General features: G+C 44.6%; 11 protein-coding genes. 7 read left to right on the forward strand and 4 right to left on the reverse strand.

The features are described from left to right. Window positions 1-93 precede the first annotated feature (93 nt). The 5 genes from rnc to ftsY are packed head-to-tail and all read left to right on the forward strand — an operon-like array spanning window position 94 to window position 7595. Window positions 94-795, forward strand: a complete 702-nt coding sequence (rnc, locus tag HMPREF2917_RS01630) for a ribonuclease III (RefSeq protein ID WP_003015623.1) — start codon at window positions 94-96, stop codon at window positions 793-795. Then, entirely contained in the window at window positions 786-4322 is a 3537-nt protein-coding gene (smc, locus tag HMPREF2917_RS01635) for a chromosome segregation protein SMC (protein ID WP_070588794.1), read from the forward strand. The genes rnc and smc overlap by 10 nt, the downstream gene beginning before the upstream one ends. Next, complete coding sequence (locus tag HMPREF2917_RS01640; protein WP_070588795.1) at window positions 4312-5118, forward strand: Cof-type HAD-IIB family hydrolase; 807 nt, start codon at window positions 4312-4314, stop codon at window positions 5116-5118. The genes smc and HMPREF2917_RS01640 overlap by 11 nt, the downstream gene beginning before the upstream one ends. Then, window positions 5115-5936, forward strand: a complete 822-nt coding sequence (locus HMPREF2917_RS01645) for a Cof-type HAD-IIB family hydrolase (protein WP_070588796.1) — start codon at window positions 5115-5117, stop codon at window positions 5934-5936. Before HMPREF2917_RS01640 ends, HMPREF2917_RS01645 begins: the two co-directional genes overlap by 4 nt. After that, complete coding sequence (gene ftsY, locus HMPREF2917_RS01650; protein WP_070588797.1) at window positions 5937-7595, forward strand: signal recognition particle-docking protein FtsY; 1659 nt, start codon at window positions 5937-5939, stop codon at window positions 7593-7595. It abuts the gene before it with no gap. A gap of 91 nt (window positions 7596-7686) precedes the next feature. Here ftsY and zwf read toward each other — a convergent pair whose 3' ends face one another. The 4 genes from zwf to HMPREF2917_RS11475 all read right to left on the reverse strand — a co-directional run bounded on the left by zwf (window position 7687) and on the right by HMPREF2917_RS11475 (window position 11224). Continuing rightward, window positions 7687-9153: a glucose-6-phosphate dehydrogenase gene (gene zwf / locus HMPREF2917_RS01655; RefSeq protein WP_049475148.1), complete on the reverse strand. Its 1467-nt coding sequence runs from the start codon at window positions 9151-9153 to the stop codon at window positions 7687-7689. Window positions 9154-9357: 204 nt separating this feature from the next. After that, window positions 9358-10173: a TIGR03943 family putative permease subunit gene (locus HMPREF2917_RS01660; protein WP_049475149.1), complete on the reverse strand. Its 816-nt coding sequence runs from the start codon at window positions 10171-10173 to the stop codon at window positions 9358-9360. After that, window positions 10170-11075 carry a permease gene (locus HMPREF2917_RS01665; RefSeq protein ID WP_070588798.1) on the reverse strand — a complete coding sequence of 302 codons (906 nt, stop codon included), beginning with the start codon at window positions 11073-11075 and terminating at the stop codon, window positions 10170-10172. Before HMPREF2917_RS01665 ends, HMPREF2917_RS01660 begins: the two co-directional genes overlap by 4 nt. Continuing rightward, window positions 11075-11224 carry an SPJ_0845 family protein gene (locus HMPREF2917_RS11475; RefSeq protein WP_003008123.1) on the reverse strand — a complete coding sequence of 50 codons (150 nt, stop codon included), beginning with the start codon at window positions 11222-11224 and terminating at the stop codon, window positions 11075-11077. The genes HMPREF2917_RS01665 and HMPREF2917_RS11475 overlap by 1 nt, the downstream gene beginning before the upstream one ends. Before the next feature lie 148 nt (window positions 11225-11372). Here HMPREF2917_RS11475 and HMPREF2917_RS01670 point away from each other — a divergent pair, with 148 nt between their 5' ends. Both HMPREF2917_RS01670 and HMPREF2917_RS01675 read left to right on the forward strand, forming a co-directional pair. Further along, window positions 11373-13529 (forward strand): Tex family protein, encoded by a 2157-nt coding sequence (locus HMPREF2917_RS01670; protein WP_083307655.1) that lies wholly within the window; start codon window positions 11373-11375, stop codon window positions 13527-13529. Further along, a complete protein-coding gene (locus HMPREF2917_RS01675) occupies window positions 13516-13971 on the forward strand; it encodes a SprT family protein (protein ID WP_070588800.1) in 456 nt (151 codons plus the stop codon). Before HMPREF2917_RS01670 ends, HMPREF2917_RS01675 begins: the two co-directional genes overlap by 14 nt. Window positions 13972-13974: the final 3 nt, after the last annotated feature.

A 13974-nucleotide genomic window follows, 5' to 3' on the forward strand; every position in this document is an offset into this window, starting at 1 on the left:
AGCAATCAACTGTATCTAATGGATATCTAATGGTAATCGTATTAAAATTTTGGTATACTTAAGAGTATAAATTTATTAGAAAGTAGGCTTCCCATGGAGAAATTACAAGCCCTGTTATCGGAACGGTTTCAGATCGTTTTTTCAGATAGCAGTTTATTAGATACCGCTTTTACGCACACCTCTTATGCCAATGAGCACCGCCTCTTAAAAATTTCACATAACGAACGTTTGGAATTTTTAGGAGACGCTGTTCTTCAATTAGTTATTTCCGAATATTTGTATAAGGAACACCCCAACAGACCTGAGGGAGATTTGTCTAAATTCCGTTCTATGATTGTTCGTGAAGAAAGTCTGGCTGGTTTTTCTCGGGATTGCCAATTTGATCGTTATATCAAACTAGGCAAGGGCGAAGAAAAATCTGGTGGTCGGGACCGCGATACGATTCTTGGCGATTTATTTGAAGCCTTTTTAGGTGCTCTTTTACTAGATCAAGGAGTTGAAGCAGTCAAACGCTTCATCTATCAGGTCATGATTCCAAAGGTTGAAACGGGTCAATTTTCTCAAGTCATTGACTACAAGACCCGCCTGCAAGAACTGTTACAGGTTCACGGAGATGTGGAGATCCAATACCAAGTGGTTAGCGAGTCCGGTCCTGCTCATGCCAAAGAGTTTGAAGTAGAAGTGTTCGTGAATGGTCAAACGATGGGACATGGTCATGGTCGTTCCAAGAAATTAGCGGAGCAGGAAGCGGCCCGCAATGCAGTTGAAACGAGGAATGATTCCCCATGTATCTAAAAGAGATTGAAATCCAAGGCTTTAAATCCTTTGCGGATAAGACAAAAGTCGTATTTGACAAAGGGGTCACTGCCGTTGTAGGGCCTAATGGATCTGGAAAATCAAATATCACAGAGAGCTTGCGCTGGGCTCTGGGAGAATCTAGTGTCAAGAGTCTACGTGGGGGCAAAATGCCCGATGTCATCTTTGCAGGGACAGAATCGCGAAAACCGCTGAATTATGCCTGTGTCACAGTTGTCTTAGATAACCAGGATGGTTTTATCCAGCAGGCAGGTAAAGAAATTCGTGTCGAACGGCATATTTATCGTTCTGGAGACAGCGAGTACAAGATCGACGGTAAGAAAGTACGTCTCAGAGATGTGCATGATTTGTTCATGGATACGGGATTGGGACGTGATTCCTTCTCTATTATCTCCCAAGGACGGGTAGAGGAGATCTTTAACTCCAAACCGGAAGAACGCCGGGCAATCTTTGAAGAAGCTGCCGGTGTCTTGAAATTTAAGACACGACGCAAGGAAACCGAGACCAAGCTCAATCAAACCCAGGAAAATTTGGACCGTCTGGAGGACATCCTCTATGAATTAGAAGGACAGATCCAACCTCTTGAAAAGCAAGCGACTGTTGCTCGTCGTTTCTTGGAATTAGACCAAGAACGGCAGGTTCTCTTGCTGGATGTTTTAGTTGCTCAAGTCGATCTGACAAAGAACCTTTATGAAAAGGCTGATCAAGAAGAAAAAGCTATTCAAGAACAGTTGGCTTCTTATTACCAACGTCGTCAGGTCTTAGAAGAAGAGAATGTACGCATCAAGAAAGCCCGCCATCAGTTGGATGAGAGCTTAGCTGAGGACCAGGCCAGCTTGCTAGAGGTCACTCGATTGATCAGTGATTTGGAAAAGCAAATCGAAGTAGCTAAGTTGCAATCGAGTCAAGCAGCCCATAGTCGCAGGGAAAATCTTGAGCGGCTGGATGCTGTTTTGGCCCGTCTGGAAGAAGCGAAACAAGAGCTGGCTCAAAAACAAGAGACGCTAGCTGTGCTTCAACAAAGGCTGACAGAGAACCGGCAGCAACAAGAAGAGTTGGAAAAAGAATTAGCCAACTACGAAGAAGATCCGGAACAAGTCATTGAGCATCTACGCGAGCAGTATGTCGCGCTCTTACAGACTGAGGCTGAAAAATCGAATGAGCGGACAGCGATTGAGAGCCGGATCCAAGCACTCCTGCAAGAATCAAGCCATCGTCAAGAGGATTTGACCAAGGCACAAACAAACTTTGAAACTGCCAAGGAAAAAGAAGTCCGACAACTAGAAGAGTTGGATCAGGCACAAGCGACGGTCAAAGGCCTATTAGCAGAATACCAAGAGCAATTGGTAAAAGTGGAGCAGGCCAAAGCTGCCTACCAAGAGACTCAAACGGCCATGTTTGACTTGATGGATGAGAGCAAAAACAAACGGGCGCGGATCAATAGCTTGGAAGCCATTCAGAAGAACCATAGTAACTTCTATGCAGGCGTCAAGAGCGTTTTGCAAGAAGCAGAACGGTTAGGAGGCATCTGTGGGGCTGTTAGTGAGAATTTGAGTTTCTCAAAAGACTACCAGACGGCGCTTGAAATTGCTCTGGGAGCTAGTAGCCAACAGATCATTGTTGAGGATGAAAAGGCTGCAACTCGAGCGATTGATTTCTTGAAACGCAATCGCTTGGGACGGGCAACCTTCCTTCCGCTCACGACGATTAAAGCTCGTCAACTTTCTCCGCGGAATCTGGAGCTGATTCAAACCAGTGCAGGATTTTTAGGAATTGCGAGTGACTTAGTGACCTATGAGCATCGTTTTGAACAGATTTTCCAAAACTTGCTTGGCGTAACGGCCATCTTTGACACGACGGAGCATGCGCGTGAGGCGGCTCGTACAGTCAATTATCAAGTTCGGATGGTGACCTTGGATGGGACCGAATTGCGGACCGGAGGATCGTATGCCGGTGGTGCCAATCGTTCCCAAAATACGGTCTTTGTCAAACCAGAATTGGATAGTTTGAAGCAGGAAATGCAAGCTCTGGATGCTCGTTTGAGAGAAGCAGAGCAGGAGGTAGAGACAAAGGACAATCTGCTCAAGCAGGCGCAAGAATACCTAGCCTCTATTCAAAGCCAGGGTGAGCAAGCGCGTCTAGAGCAACAGCGGGCCCAATTGGCCTACCAACAAAGCCAAGAGCAACTGAAAGAAATTCAGGAACTCTTAGAAGCTTTGAAGTTAGAATTGGCAACAGATGCGACCCAGTCTCTCCAAGAAGAGCTGGAGTCCCTTACTGAGCAATTGGCAGAAATTGAGCTTCAAAAAGAAAACTTAAATCGCGATATTGAAACCATGAAGTCCGATAAAGATGTTCTGCAACAAAAAGTACAAAACTTGCAAGAGCAATTGGCAGAATTGCGACTTCAACAGACGGAATATAAGAGCCAACAAAGCTACGAACAAACAGATGCTCGTCGCTTGGAAGAAACGATCTCCCAGTTGGAAGTAGAAGAGCATCAGTTGCAATTGCTGATTGAACAAGGCGAGGCCCAAGTTCAGACAGTCGATGTGGAGCAGCTAGCCAATCAATTGGCACAGGCCCAAGCTAAGAAAACGGACTTGGAACAAGGAGTTATTCGGAAACGCTTTGAGCTGGATGATTTGGAAGGCCAGGCCGAAGATGTTGCAGAACAGATGGAACAAGCTCGCAAGAAAAACGAAGAGTGGATTCGTCAACAAGCCAAGGCTGAAGCGACGCGTGAAAAGCATGCGGATCGTTTGAACAAGCTTTTAACGCAAATTACCGATGAATTCATGCAAAGCTTTGACCAAGCCAAAGAGCAGGCCAAACCTGTTGAAAATCTTGCGGCAGCTGAAAACCAGCTCAAGAGCATCGAAAAAGATATTAAGGCACTTGGTCCAGTCAATGTGGATGCGATCGGGCAGTATGACGAGGTGAAGGGACGCTTTGATTTCCTTTCGAGCCAGCGTGAGGATGTCTTGGCTGCGAAAAACATACTTCTGTCTACTATCAACGACATGAATGACGAAGTCAAGGAACGCTTTAAATCAACTTTTGAAGCCATTCGTGAATCCTTTAAAGTTACTTTCCGTCAAATGTTTGGTGGGGGTTCTGCTGATTTGATTCTGACAGAGCCAGATCTTCTGACAGCTGGTGTTGAGATTTCTGTGCAGCCACCTGGTAAAAAGATCCAATCCTTAAACCTCATGAGTGGTGGAGAAAAGGCCTTGTCTGCCTTGGCTCTCTTGTTCTCGATTATTCGTGTCAAGACTATTCCATTTGTCATTCTGGATGAGGTAGAGGCTGCCCTAGATGAGGCCAATGTCAAGCGCTTTGGGGATTATTTAAACCGCTTTGATAAGGAAAGCCAGTTTATTGTCGTGACGCACCGGAAGGGAACTATGTCGGCTGCAGATTCCATCTATGGTGTGACCATGCAAGAATCAGGGGTTTCTAAAATCGTCTCAGTAAAATTGAAAGACTTAGAAAATGAAGAATAATGAAATTAAATTGATCGCTACGGATATGGATGGAACTTTTTTAAATGACCAACATCAGTACGATCAAGACCTTTTACGCAAGGTATTAGCAAGTTGCAAAGAAAAAGGCATCTATTTTGCTGCTGCAAGTGGCCGTGCCCTCCTTTCACTCAAATCCCTCTTTAAAGGATTTGAAGACCAAATGATTTTCATTGCTGAAAATGGCAGTGTGGTAGAATTTCATGGAGAAGATCTCTACGAAGCGACCATGTCCAAAGACTTTTATTTGGGTGTTTTTGAGGCTTTGAAATCCTCTCCTTATGCAGACCCGAATAAGCTTCTTTTGACTGGGAAAAAAGGGAGCTATGTCTTAGAAACAGTAGATCCCGACTATCTGGCCTTGAGTCAGCACTACAATGAAAATATTCAAAAAGTGAAAAGTCTAGCGGATATTCAGGATGAAATTTTCAAATTGACCACCAACTTTGATGCAGCTCTTGTGCTTGAAGGTGAGCAATGGGTCACTGAGAATATCCCCGGTGTCAAAGCGATGACGACAGGTTTTGAATCGATTGATATTGTCCTCGATTATGTCGATAAGGGAGTGGCCATTACCGCCTTAGCGGATAAACTAGGGATCTCGATGGATCAGGTGATGGCTTTCGGGGATAACTTAAATGACCTCCATATGATGCAAGTCGTGGGCCATCCTGTAGCGCCAGAAAATGCGCGTCCTGAAATCTTGGCGATTGCTGAAACAGTCATTGGTCACCATGAGACTGGTTCTGTCCTCCGCTACATGGAGGAAATTGTATGAGTAAGATTTCCTTGATTGCGCTGGATTTAGATGGGACCCTTCTCAATTCTGAAAAAAAGATCTCCCCTCGTAATAGAGCAGCCCTCGCTGCTGCACAGGCCCAAGGTGTCAAGGTGGTTCTAACCACTGGTCGTCCCTTGAAAGCCATGGATTTTCTTTTGGAAGAATTGGGAACAGCAGGCCTCAAAGAAGAGTATACGATTACCTTCAACGGTGGTCTAGTGCAGCGAAATAATGGAGAAATCCTCTCAAAAGTTGTCTTGGCACCAGAAGATGTCGCAACCATTCATGATGAAACAGCCCGTCTAGGCCTTCCGCTGGATGCTATCAGTGAGGGAAAGGTTTATGAGATTCATGCAGATCGAAAGTCTCTCTATTCCCTTTACAATCCCTACCTGAACTTTATTGAGACAGATTTTAAAGACCTGCCATCCACGATTTCCTACAACAAGTGTGTGACAGCCGTCGATCAAGACTTTTTAGATGCAGCGATCAAGCAGATCAAGCCGGACTTATTTCAAGACTATGAAATTTTTAAATCTCGGGAAATGTTGCTGGAATGGTGCCCTAAAAATGTTCATAAGGCAACGGGCTTAGCAGCTCTGGCTTCTATTTTGGGTCTTGAGGCAGATCAAGTCATGGCCTGTGGAGATGAAGCCAATGACCTGTCTATGATACAATGGGCTGGACTGGGGGTTGCCATGGGCAATGCGATTCCAGCAGTGAAGGAAGTTGCAACGCTTGTGGCCCCTGTGACCAATGACCAAGATGCCGTCGCATGGGCGATTGAAAATTATGTGCTAAAGGAGAGTGAATAAATGGGATTATTTGATCGTTTATTTGGAAAAAAAGAAGAAACTGAAAAAGTGCTTCCGTCTTCTGAAGAAGTGACGGAAAGTACTGAGGTTGAAGAAACTGTCAAAGAGGAGCCGGCGGCTACCTTAAATGACAAGGAAGAGCAAAAAATCGCTGATATGGAGGCTTATTACCAAGAGCTCAAAGCGCGAATTGCAGCCACTCATCAACCTGTTTCAACCGTCGCTCAAGAAGAGCCAGCAGAGGAACCTCTTGTTGAAGAAATTGTGACATCAGAGACTAATGAAGACCAAGTACCAGTAGAGGAGTCTCCAGTTGCCTTTGAACCTGCTCAAACAGAAGCAAGTCCTGAAGAAGTTTCACCACTAGCTGATGAAACGGAGACTGAGCCTCTTGAAGAAGTGAAAATTGAAGCGGAAGTTACTGAAAATGGTGAGGAAGCAGATGGGGCTAACGGTTCAGAAATGGAAGAAGAGTCACCAATTGCCTCTCCATCATCTGACGCTGAGCTAGTAGAAGGGAGCACGACAGAAGAGGAGTCTCCAGAACTAGTAGAAGCTCAGGATGAGGTTTCAGAACCTGAAGTATCAGAAGCGATTGCTCAAGTGGAGGAAACTTCAGAAGTGGCAGAGGCCGAGTCCAGACTTCCTCAAGGAGAACCTGCATCAACCGTTGAGGAAAGAACTGTTGAAGAGGCAGAGGAGCCAATTCCAGACGAGGTTGAGCCAGAGAAAGAAACCATTCAGGAAAAATACGATCGTAGCTTGAAAAAGACACGAACTGGATTTGGAGCACGTCTCAATGCCTTCTTTGCCAATTTCCGTTCAGTCGATGAAGAATTCTTTGAAGAATTGGAAGAACTCTTGATCATGAGTGACGTTGGGGTTCAAGTGGCCTCTAATTTAACCGAAGAGTTGCGCTATGAAGCCCGTTTGGAAAATGCCAAAAAACCAGATGCTCTCAAGCGCGTGATCATCGAAAAATTGGTGGACTTGTATGAAAAGGATGGCCAATTTAATGAAGCCATTCGTTTTCAAGACGGTCTTACGGTCATGCTCTTTGTTGGGGTCAATGGAGTTGGTAAAACCACATCTATTGGGAAATTAGCCCACCGCTACAAACAAGAAGGCAAGAAAGTCATGTTGGTTGCAGCAGATACTTTCCGTGCAGGAGCAGTGGCTCAACTGGCAGAATGGGGACGCCGTGTAGATGTTCCAGTTGTAACAGGTCCTGAAAAATCAGATCCTGCTAGCGTCGTCTTTGATGGAATGGAACGTGCGATCGCTGAAAACATTGATGTTCTGATGATTGATACAGCTGGTCGTCTGCAAAACAAGGACAACCTCATGGCCGAGCTTGAAAAAATCGGTCGCATTATCAAGCGTGTGGTACCTGATGCACCGCATGAAACCTTGCTGGCCCTTGATGCATCGACTGGTCAAAATGCCTTGGTGCAAGCCAAAGAATTTTCAAAAATTACGCCTGTGACAGGAATTGTATTGACCAAGATCGATGGAACGGCTCGAGGTGGGGTCGTCCTTGCGATCCGTGAAGAGTTGGACATCCCAGTGAAGTTGATTGGATTCGGAGAAAAGATTGATGACATCGGACCATTCCATTCAGAAAACTTCATGAGAGGCCTCTTGGAAGGCTTGATTTAAGAGTCGAATAGAAAAAGACAAATTGTTGGAAGAACAATTTGTCTTTTTGTTTCCTTGCGCTATCAAAAAAACCACCCGAAGGTGGCTTTCCTTAATTCTTAGGTTCAGGTTTCCAAACCCATTCGGCTCCGTATTCTGCAAGGAGATCATCGGATGCAGTTGGTCCCATGGATCCAGACTTGTATTCATAGAGTGGTGCTCCATTTTCGGCCCATAGTTTTTCGATTCGGTCAATCAATTGCCATGAAGCACGAACTTCGTGCCAGTGGCTGTAATTGGTTGAGTCATTGTTCAAAACGTCAAAAATTAATTTTTCATAAGGCTCTGGGGAAGCTCCAGTTGCAGTCGCATCTGTTTCGTAATCAAAGGAAATCGGTGCGATGCTGAATTTTTCTCCGACCTCTTTCCCGTTGATGCTCAGTGAGAAGCCTTCATTAGGTTGGATGTAGATAGTTAAAACATTTGGTTGCAAGTCATGTCCAAAGATGGAGTCGGTTTGCTTGAAGACCACATTGACCATGGTTCCTTTTTGTGTCAAGCGTTTTCCAGTACGGAAGAAGAAAGGCACACCGCGGAAGCGATCGCTATCAACAAAGAACGCACCAGAAGCATAGGTCTCTGTAGTAGACTCAGGGTCGACATTGGGCTCGCTGCGATAAGAGATATCTTTTTTCCCTTCGATCGTACCTGAATGGTATTGACCACGGATAAAGAATTTCTTTAACTCATCATCTGTTGGATTGTGCAATTGCTCAAAAACTTTAACTTTTTCTGCCCGAATCGCATCCTTAGTAAAGGTGGCTGGTTTATCCATGGCAAGCAGAGACAAAAGCTGAAGGGTATGGTTTTGCACCATATCTCGAAGGGCCCCCGAGTGATCATAGTAGCCACCGCGTTCTTCAACCCCCAAGCGTTCAGCAAAGGTAATTTGGATATTGTCAATAAAATCTCGGTTCCAAAGATTATCAAAAATAAGATTTCCAAAACGAATAGCAAAGATATTTTGGATCATTTCTTTTCCAAGGTAATGGTCGATCCGGAAGATTTGTTCTTCATCAAAGGTTTCTTCCAATTCCTTGTTGAGCTGACTAGCCGTTTCTAGGTCTGTACCGAAAGGTTTTTCAACGATCAAGCGCTCAAAGCCTTGCCCATCCACAATGCCTTCTGATTTGAGGTGTTTGGCAATGGTTCCAAAAAATTGAGGAGCCATGGACAAGAAGAAGACCTTGTTGTGTTCTGTTTGGTATTTTTCATCCAAGCTGTTTTGCAATTCGCGCAGGGCGATGTAATGTTCGGTATCATTGACATCGTGGCTTTGGTAGTAGAAATGGCTAGCGAATTCTTGAGCTTGTTGAGGGCTATCTGCCAGATCTGTGATGGATTCTACCACGACAGATTCAAAGTATTCTTTGCTCCATGGTCTGCGGGCTGTTCCGATAACCGCAAAGTTTTCAGATAAATTTCCTGATTTATAGAGTCTAAAAAGGGATGGGTAGAGTTTGCGCTTGGCTAAATCTCCACTGGCCCCGAAAATGGTTACAATAACTTTTGAAGACATTTAAGTACCTATTTCCTATTTTATTAACCATATTTTACCATAAAATCTACAAGATTTCTTTGATGGAATCGTTGTTCCGAATATTTTCCGCTTGGATTAGAGGATTTGAGAGGAAAGCATAGAAAAAGCTAGAATCAATGTGGATTCTAGCTTCAACTGCTATAAGCTGTTTGGATCGACCACAGAAGAAACTTGGTAACTCCATCAGAATACGCGGTAGACATATGGATTGGCCGGTTTCGTAATGGTCTGGCAATCGCTAATGTGGAGGACAGGCAAGCTTTGCTTGAGCTGCTTGTGGTATTCAATTGACAAGGTTCCTTTCGCATGGATCCAGGTATTGTTTTCGTAATGCTGCGGAGCACCAGTCGTTAAGAGACCGTAGACGCCGGAGTCTGCGATACAGTGGATGATTCCAAAGCGAAAGAGAAATTGGCTGTCTTTGTTATTGGGGTCATTGTATACAAAGCCCGTCAGCTCGATTGTCTTTCCTGCAAATTGATCGGGATAATCATAAATCACTTCCATGACTTCCATGTAATTCTCAGTGGTCACCTGGATCACCTTTTTATCAACATATTTCTTTGCCGCCTGCTTCATTTCTGATTCATAGGCTGACTTGGTAAAATAGCTACTAGTATCTGGTTTGAGATACTGGGTTGTTGTGCCTTCGTCTTGCTGGATTTCCTTGGAAGAACCAGCCGCAACCGGGAAGTGGTAGCCTTTGGCAGAAACTGTTTGGGAATCCAGTGTCACTGTAGGGAAAAATAGCCCGACAAACAAAGGAATACAGAGCAAGAAAATACTCGCCACTTTTGCCCAGAAGCCAGAGAGATGACTGTGGATCTTCATCTGCTTGACCCAGATGATCAGCTGCACAAGAGCTAAAACAAAGGACAAGAACATGGAAATATAAGCCAAGTAAGAATAGTGTAAGTTGATGTATTGATTGAGCTTACCAGATAATTGCAGGTACATGGTGAGCTCAAAATAGCCAGCTAATATCAAGAAACGAATCATAGCACTACCCCCACAAACCAAGCATAAAGGAGCACAACTCCACTCACAATTCCGATAAATTGCCAGATAAAACGTGTCTTGAGATAATTTTTCATCATGAGGAGATTTTTGACATCAAGCATAGGCCCAATCACCAGAAAGGCAAGAACAGGCGCTACTCCAAAACTCGTGAGAAGAGAGGATCCAACAAAGGCGTCCGCCTCGCTACAAAGTGAGAGGAGAAAGGACAAGACCATGAGAAGGAGAATAGCAATAACCGGTGTCGCACTGATCGAAGTGAGGATCCGTGTTGGGACATAGACTTGGACGAGGCTGGCAAAGAGGCAACCAAATACCAGGTAGCGTCCCGTATCAAAGAATTCATCAATGGCTTGCACCAAGACTTGGAAAAGCTTTTGACCTTTGCTCAAGTCCCTAAAATCATGTTCATGTACAGCCTTACGATGTTCTTTTTGGATCGAATTTGTCTGAATAAAACCAAGAAAGATCCCTAGAACTGTTGCGACCAGTAGGGAACCAAGGGCGCGGTAGAGGGCCATCTTGATAGAATTTCCAAAGGCTGAGTAGGTCGCAAAGAGAACGATGGGATTGATGACCGGTGCTGTCACCAAAAAGGGAACAGCAGTATAACTTGGGACTTTCTTTTCTAGAAAGCGATTGATAATGGGAACAATTCCACATTCACAGGAAGGGAAGATAAAGCCGATAAAGGTCCCAAAGAAGATCCGCCCAAATTTATTTTTGGGAAGAAAGCGGTAGACCCTCTCGGGGGTGATATAGACCTCAATAATCCCTGAAATGATACTTCCGATTAGGACAAACGGTAGGGCCTCGATAATAATCGAGAGAAAAATAGCCCCAGCCTGCAAGACGCTAGAGGGAAGGTGTTGAAAGAATGTCATTACTTAACCTTCTTTGCTTCTTTAGTTGTAGCAGTTTCTGCCTTCTTTTTTTCTTCGGGGAATTCGACTGTTTTTTCTACATCTGGAAAACTTGCAAAGTTTTCAAACATTTTATCAAGATCATCTGTTTTTGAGAATTTAATAGCCATTGTTGGGCCTCCTTTTTATTTTCTTTCATTATAACAAAAAGGAAAGAGCAAGGGGGAAATGGAGCATAAAAGGAAAGATCCATAGGGTCAAAATTATTCTATGAAAAATCCCTGAAACAGAGACCAGAACAGGCGATCTCACCCCTTGATGGCAGCAAAATATGCTATAATAGAAGCTATGGATAAATATGAAAAAATAGCCCAAGAATTGGGTGTTAGCTTAAAACAAATCGATACCGTATTGAGTCTGACCGCAGAAGGCTCAACCATTCCTTTCATTGCCCGCTATCGAAAAGATATGACGGGAAATTTAGATGAAGTAGCGATCAAGGCCATTATTGACCGGGACAAATCGTTAACGGCTCTGGCTGAACGAAAGGAAACCGTCCTTGCTAAGATTGAGGAACAAGGTAAACTGACAGAGGCGCTCAAGCAGGCTATTGAAGTTGCTGAAAAATTAGCGGATGTTGAAGAGCTCTATCTCCCTTATAAGGAAAAACGGCGGACCAAGGCGACGATTGCCCGAGAAGCAGGACTTTTCCCCTTGGCACGTCTCATTTTGCAAAATAGTCCAGACTTGGAAGCAGAGGCTCAGAAATTTACCTGTGAGGCCTTCCCAACTGAAACTGCGGCTTTAGCTGGTGCAGTGGATATTCTGGTAGAGGCTATTTCAGAGGATACCCAATTACGGGCTCTCACCTATCAAGAAATTCATGGGCATTCCCTCATGACGTCAACTTTGAAGGATGAAAGCTTAGATCCTAAGAGAACCTTTGAAATCTATTATGATTTTTCTGAGAAGATCAAGAGTATGCAAGGCTACCGGACCCTGGCGCTCAATCGTGGGGAAAAATTGGGCGTTCTCAAAGTTGGATTCGAGCATCAACTGGATCGGATCATTCGTATTTTTGAGGCTTGTTTTAAAACGAAAAATGCCTATGTGGATGAGGTTATTCAGCAGGCGGTTAAGAAAAAAATCGTACCTGCGATTGAACGTCGGATTCGGACAGAGTTGACGGAGGTGGCAGAAGACGGGGCCATTCAATTGTTCTCTGAAAATCTACGGAATCTATTGCTCATTCCTCCATTAAAAGGGCGCGTGGTCCTTGGATTTGACCCAGCCTTTCGGACCGGTGCTAAACTAGCTGTTGTCGATGAGACAGGAAAGATGCTCGCTACCCAGGTCATCTATCCAGTTGCACCTGCAAAACCAGCTCAGATCGAGCAGGCTAAAAAGGATCTGTCCTCCTTGATCAAGGAGTTTGGCGTAGAGATTATTGCAATTGGAAATGGAACAGCTAGCCGTGAAAGTGAGGCCTTTGTCGCAGAGTTGCTTCATGACCATCCAGGAGTTCGCTATGTTATTGTCAATGAAAGCGGAGCCTCTGTCTACTCAGCTAGTGAATTGGCCCGTCATGAGTTCCCAGAGCTAACCGTTGAAAAACGATCGGCCATCTCCATTGCCCGTCGCTTGCAAGATCCGCTAGCAGAATTGGTGAAAATCGATGCCAAATCCATCGGTGTCGGTCAATACCAACACGATGTCAATCAGAAAAAACTGACAGAAAGCTTGGATTTCGTGGTAGATACTGTCGTCAACCAAGTTGGGGTCAATATCAATACGGCTAGTCCCTCTCTCTTAGCCCATGTAGCAGGACTCAATAAGACCATCTCTGAAAATATTGTGAAATACCGGGAAGAAGAAGGAATGATTCTTTCACGAGCACAGATTAAAAAAGTCCCTCGCCTCGGCGCCAAGGCTTTCGAGCAGGCTGCTGGATTCTTACGCATCCCTGAAAGTAAAAACATCTTGGACAATACCGGCGTTCACCCTGAAAGTTACAAGGAAGTTGAAAAACTTTTTCAACTTCTTGAAATTACCGAACTCGATGCATCCGCTCAGGAAAAATTAAAAGCTGTGAACATCGAGGAGATGTCTACTCAGCTGGATCTGGGACCAGAAACCCTGAAAGATATTATTGCCGATCTCCTAAAACCAGGACGCGATTTGCGGGATTCCTTTGATGCACCCGTGCTTCGTCAGGATGTCTTGGATATTAAAGACCTCCATATAGGCCAAAAATTAGAAGGGGTTGTGCGCAATGTGGTTGACTTTGGAGCCTTTGTCGATATTGGCATTCACGAAGATGGCTTGATTCATATCTCCCATATGAGCAAACAGTTTATCAAGCATCCAAGCCAGGTCGTCTCAGTAGGTGATTTGGTAACCGTCTGGGTGAAGAAGATTGATGTGGAACGCGAAAAAGTTAATCTCAGTTTGGTAGCTCCGAATGAATCTGACTGAGTATGTGCGCCAAGTATCCCTAGAAGATTTTGGGAGAGAATTCCGTCATCGAGCAGAGTGGAATTCACGTCTTCAAACCACTGGAGGTCGTTTCTTTCCCAAGGATCGACACCTTGATTTCAACCCGAAAATATACCAAGCTTTTGGGTTAGAGGTCTTTCGCAAAATTGTCCGCCACGAGCTCTGCCATTACCATCTTTACGATCAAGGTAAAGGCTATCGCCACAAAGATCTAGACTTTAAGCAACTCCTCCAGCAAGTGGACGGTCTTCGTTTCACACCTCCTCTACCAGATAGAACTGGTGGAGTCAAGCGGATCTATCTCTATCAATGTCCCCATTGTGGCCAAGAGTATAGACGAAAGCGAAAAATCGATCTGAAGAAATATGCCTGCGGTCGCTGTCGCAGCCGTCTGCAATTCCTTGAAATGAGACAAGAGTAAGAA

Origin of the sequence: Streptococcus sp. HMSC061E03 (genome assembly GCF_001813505.1) — a bacterium.
Lineage (GTDB): Bacteria > Bacillota > Bacilli > Lactobacillales > Streptococcaceae > Streptococcus.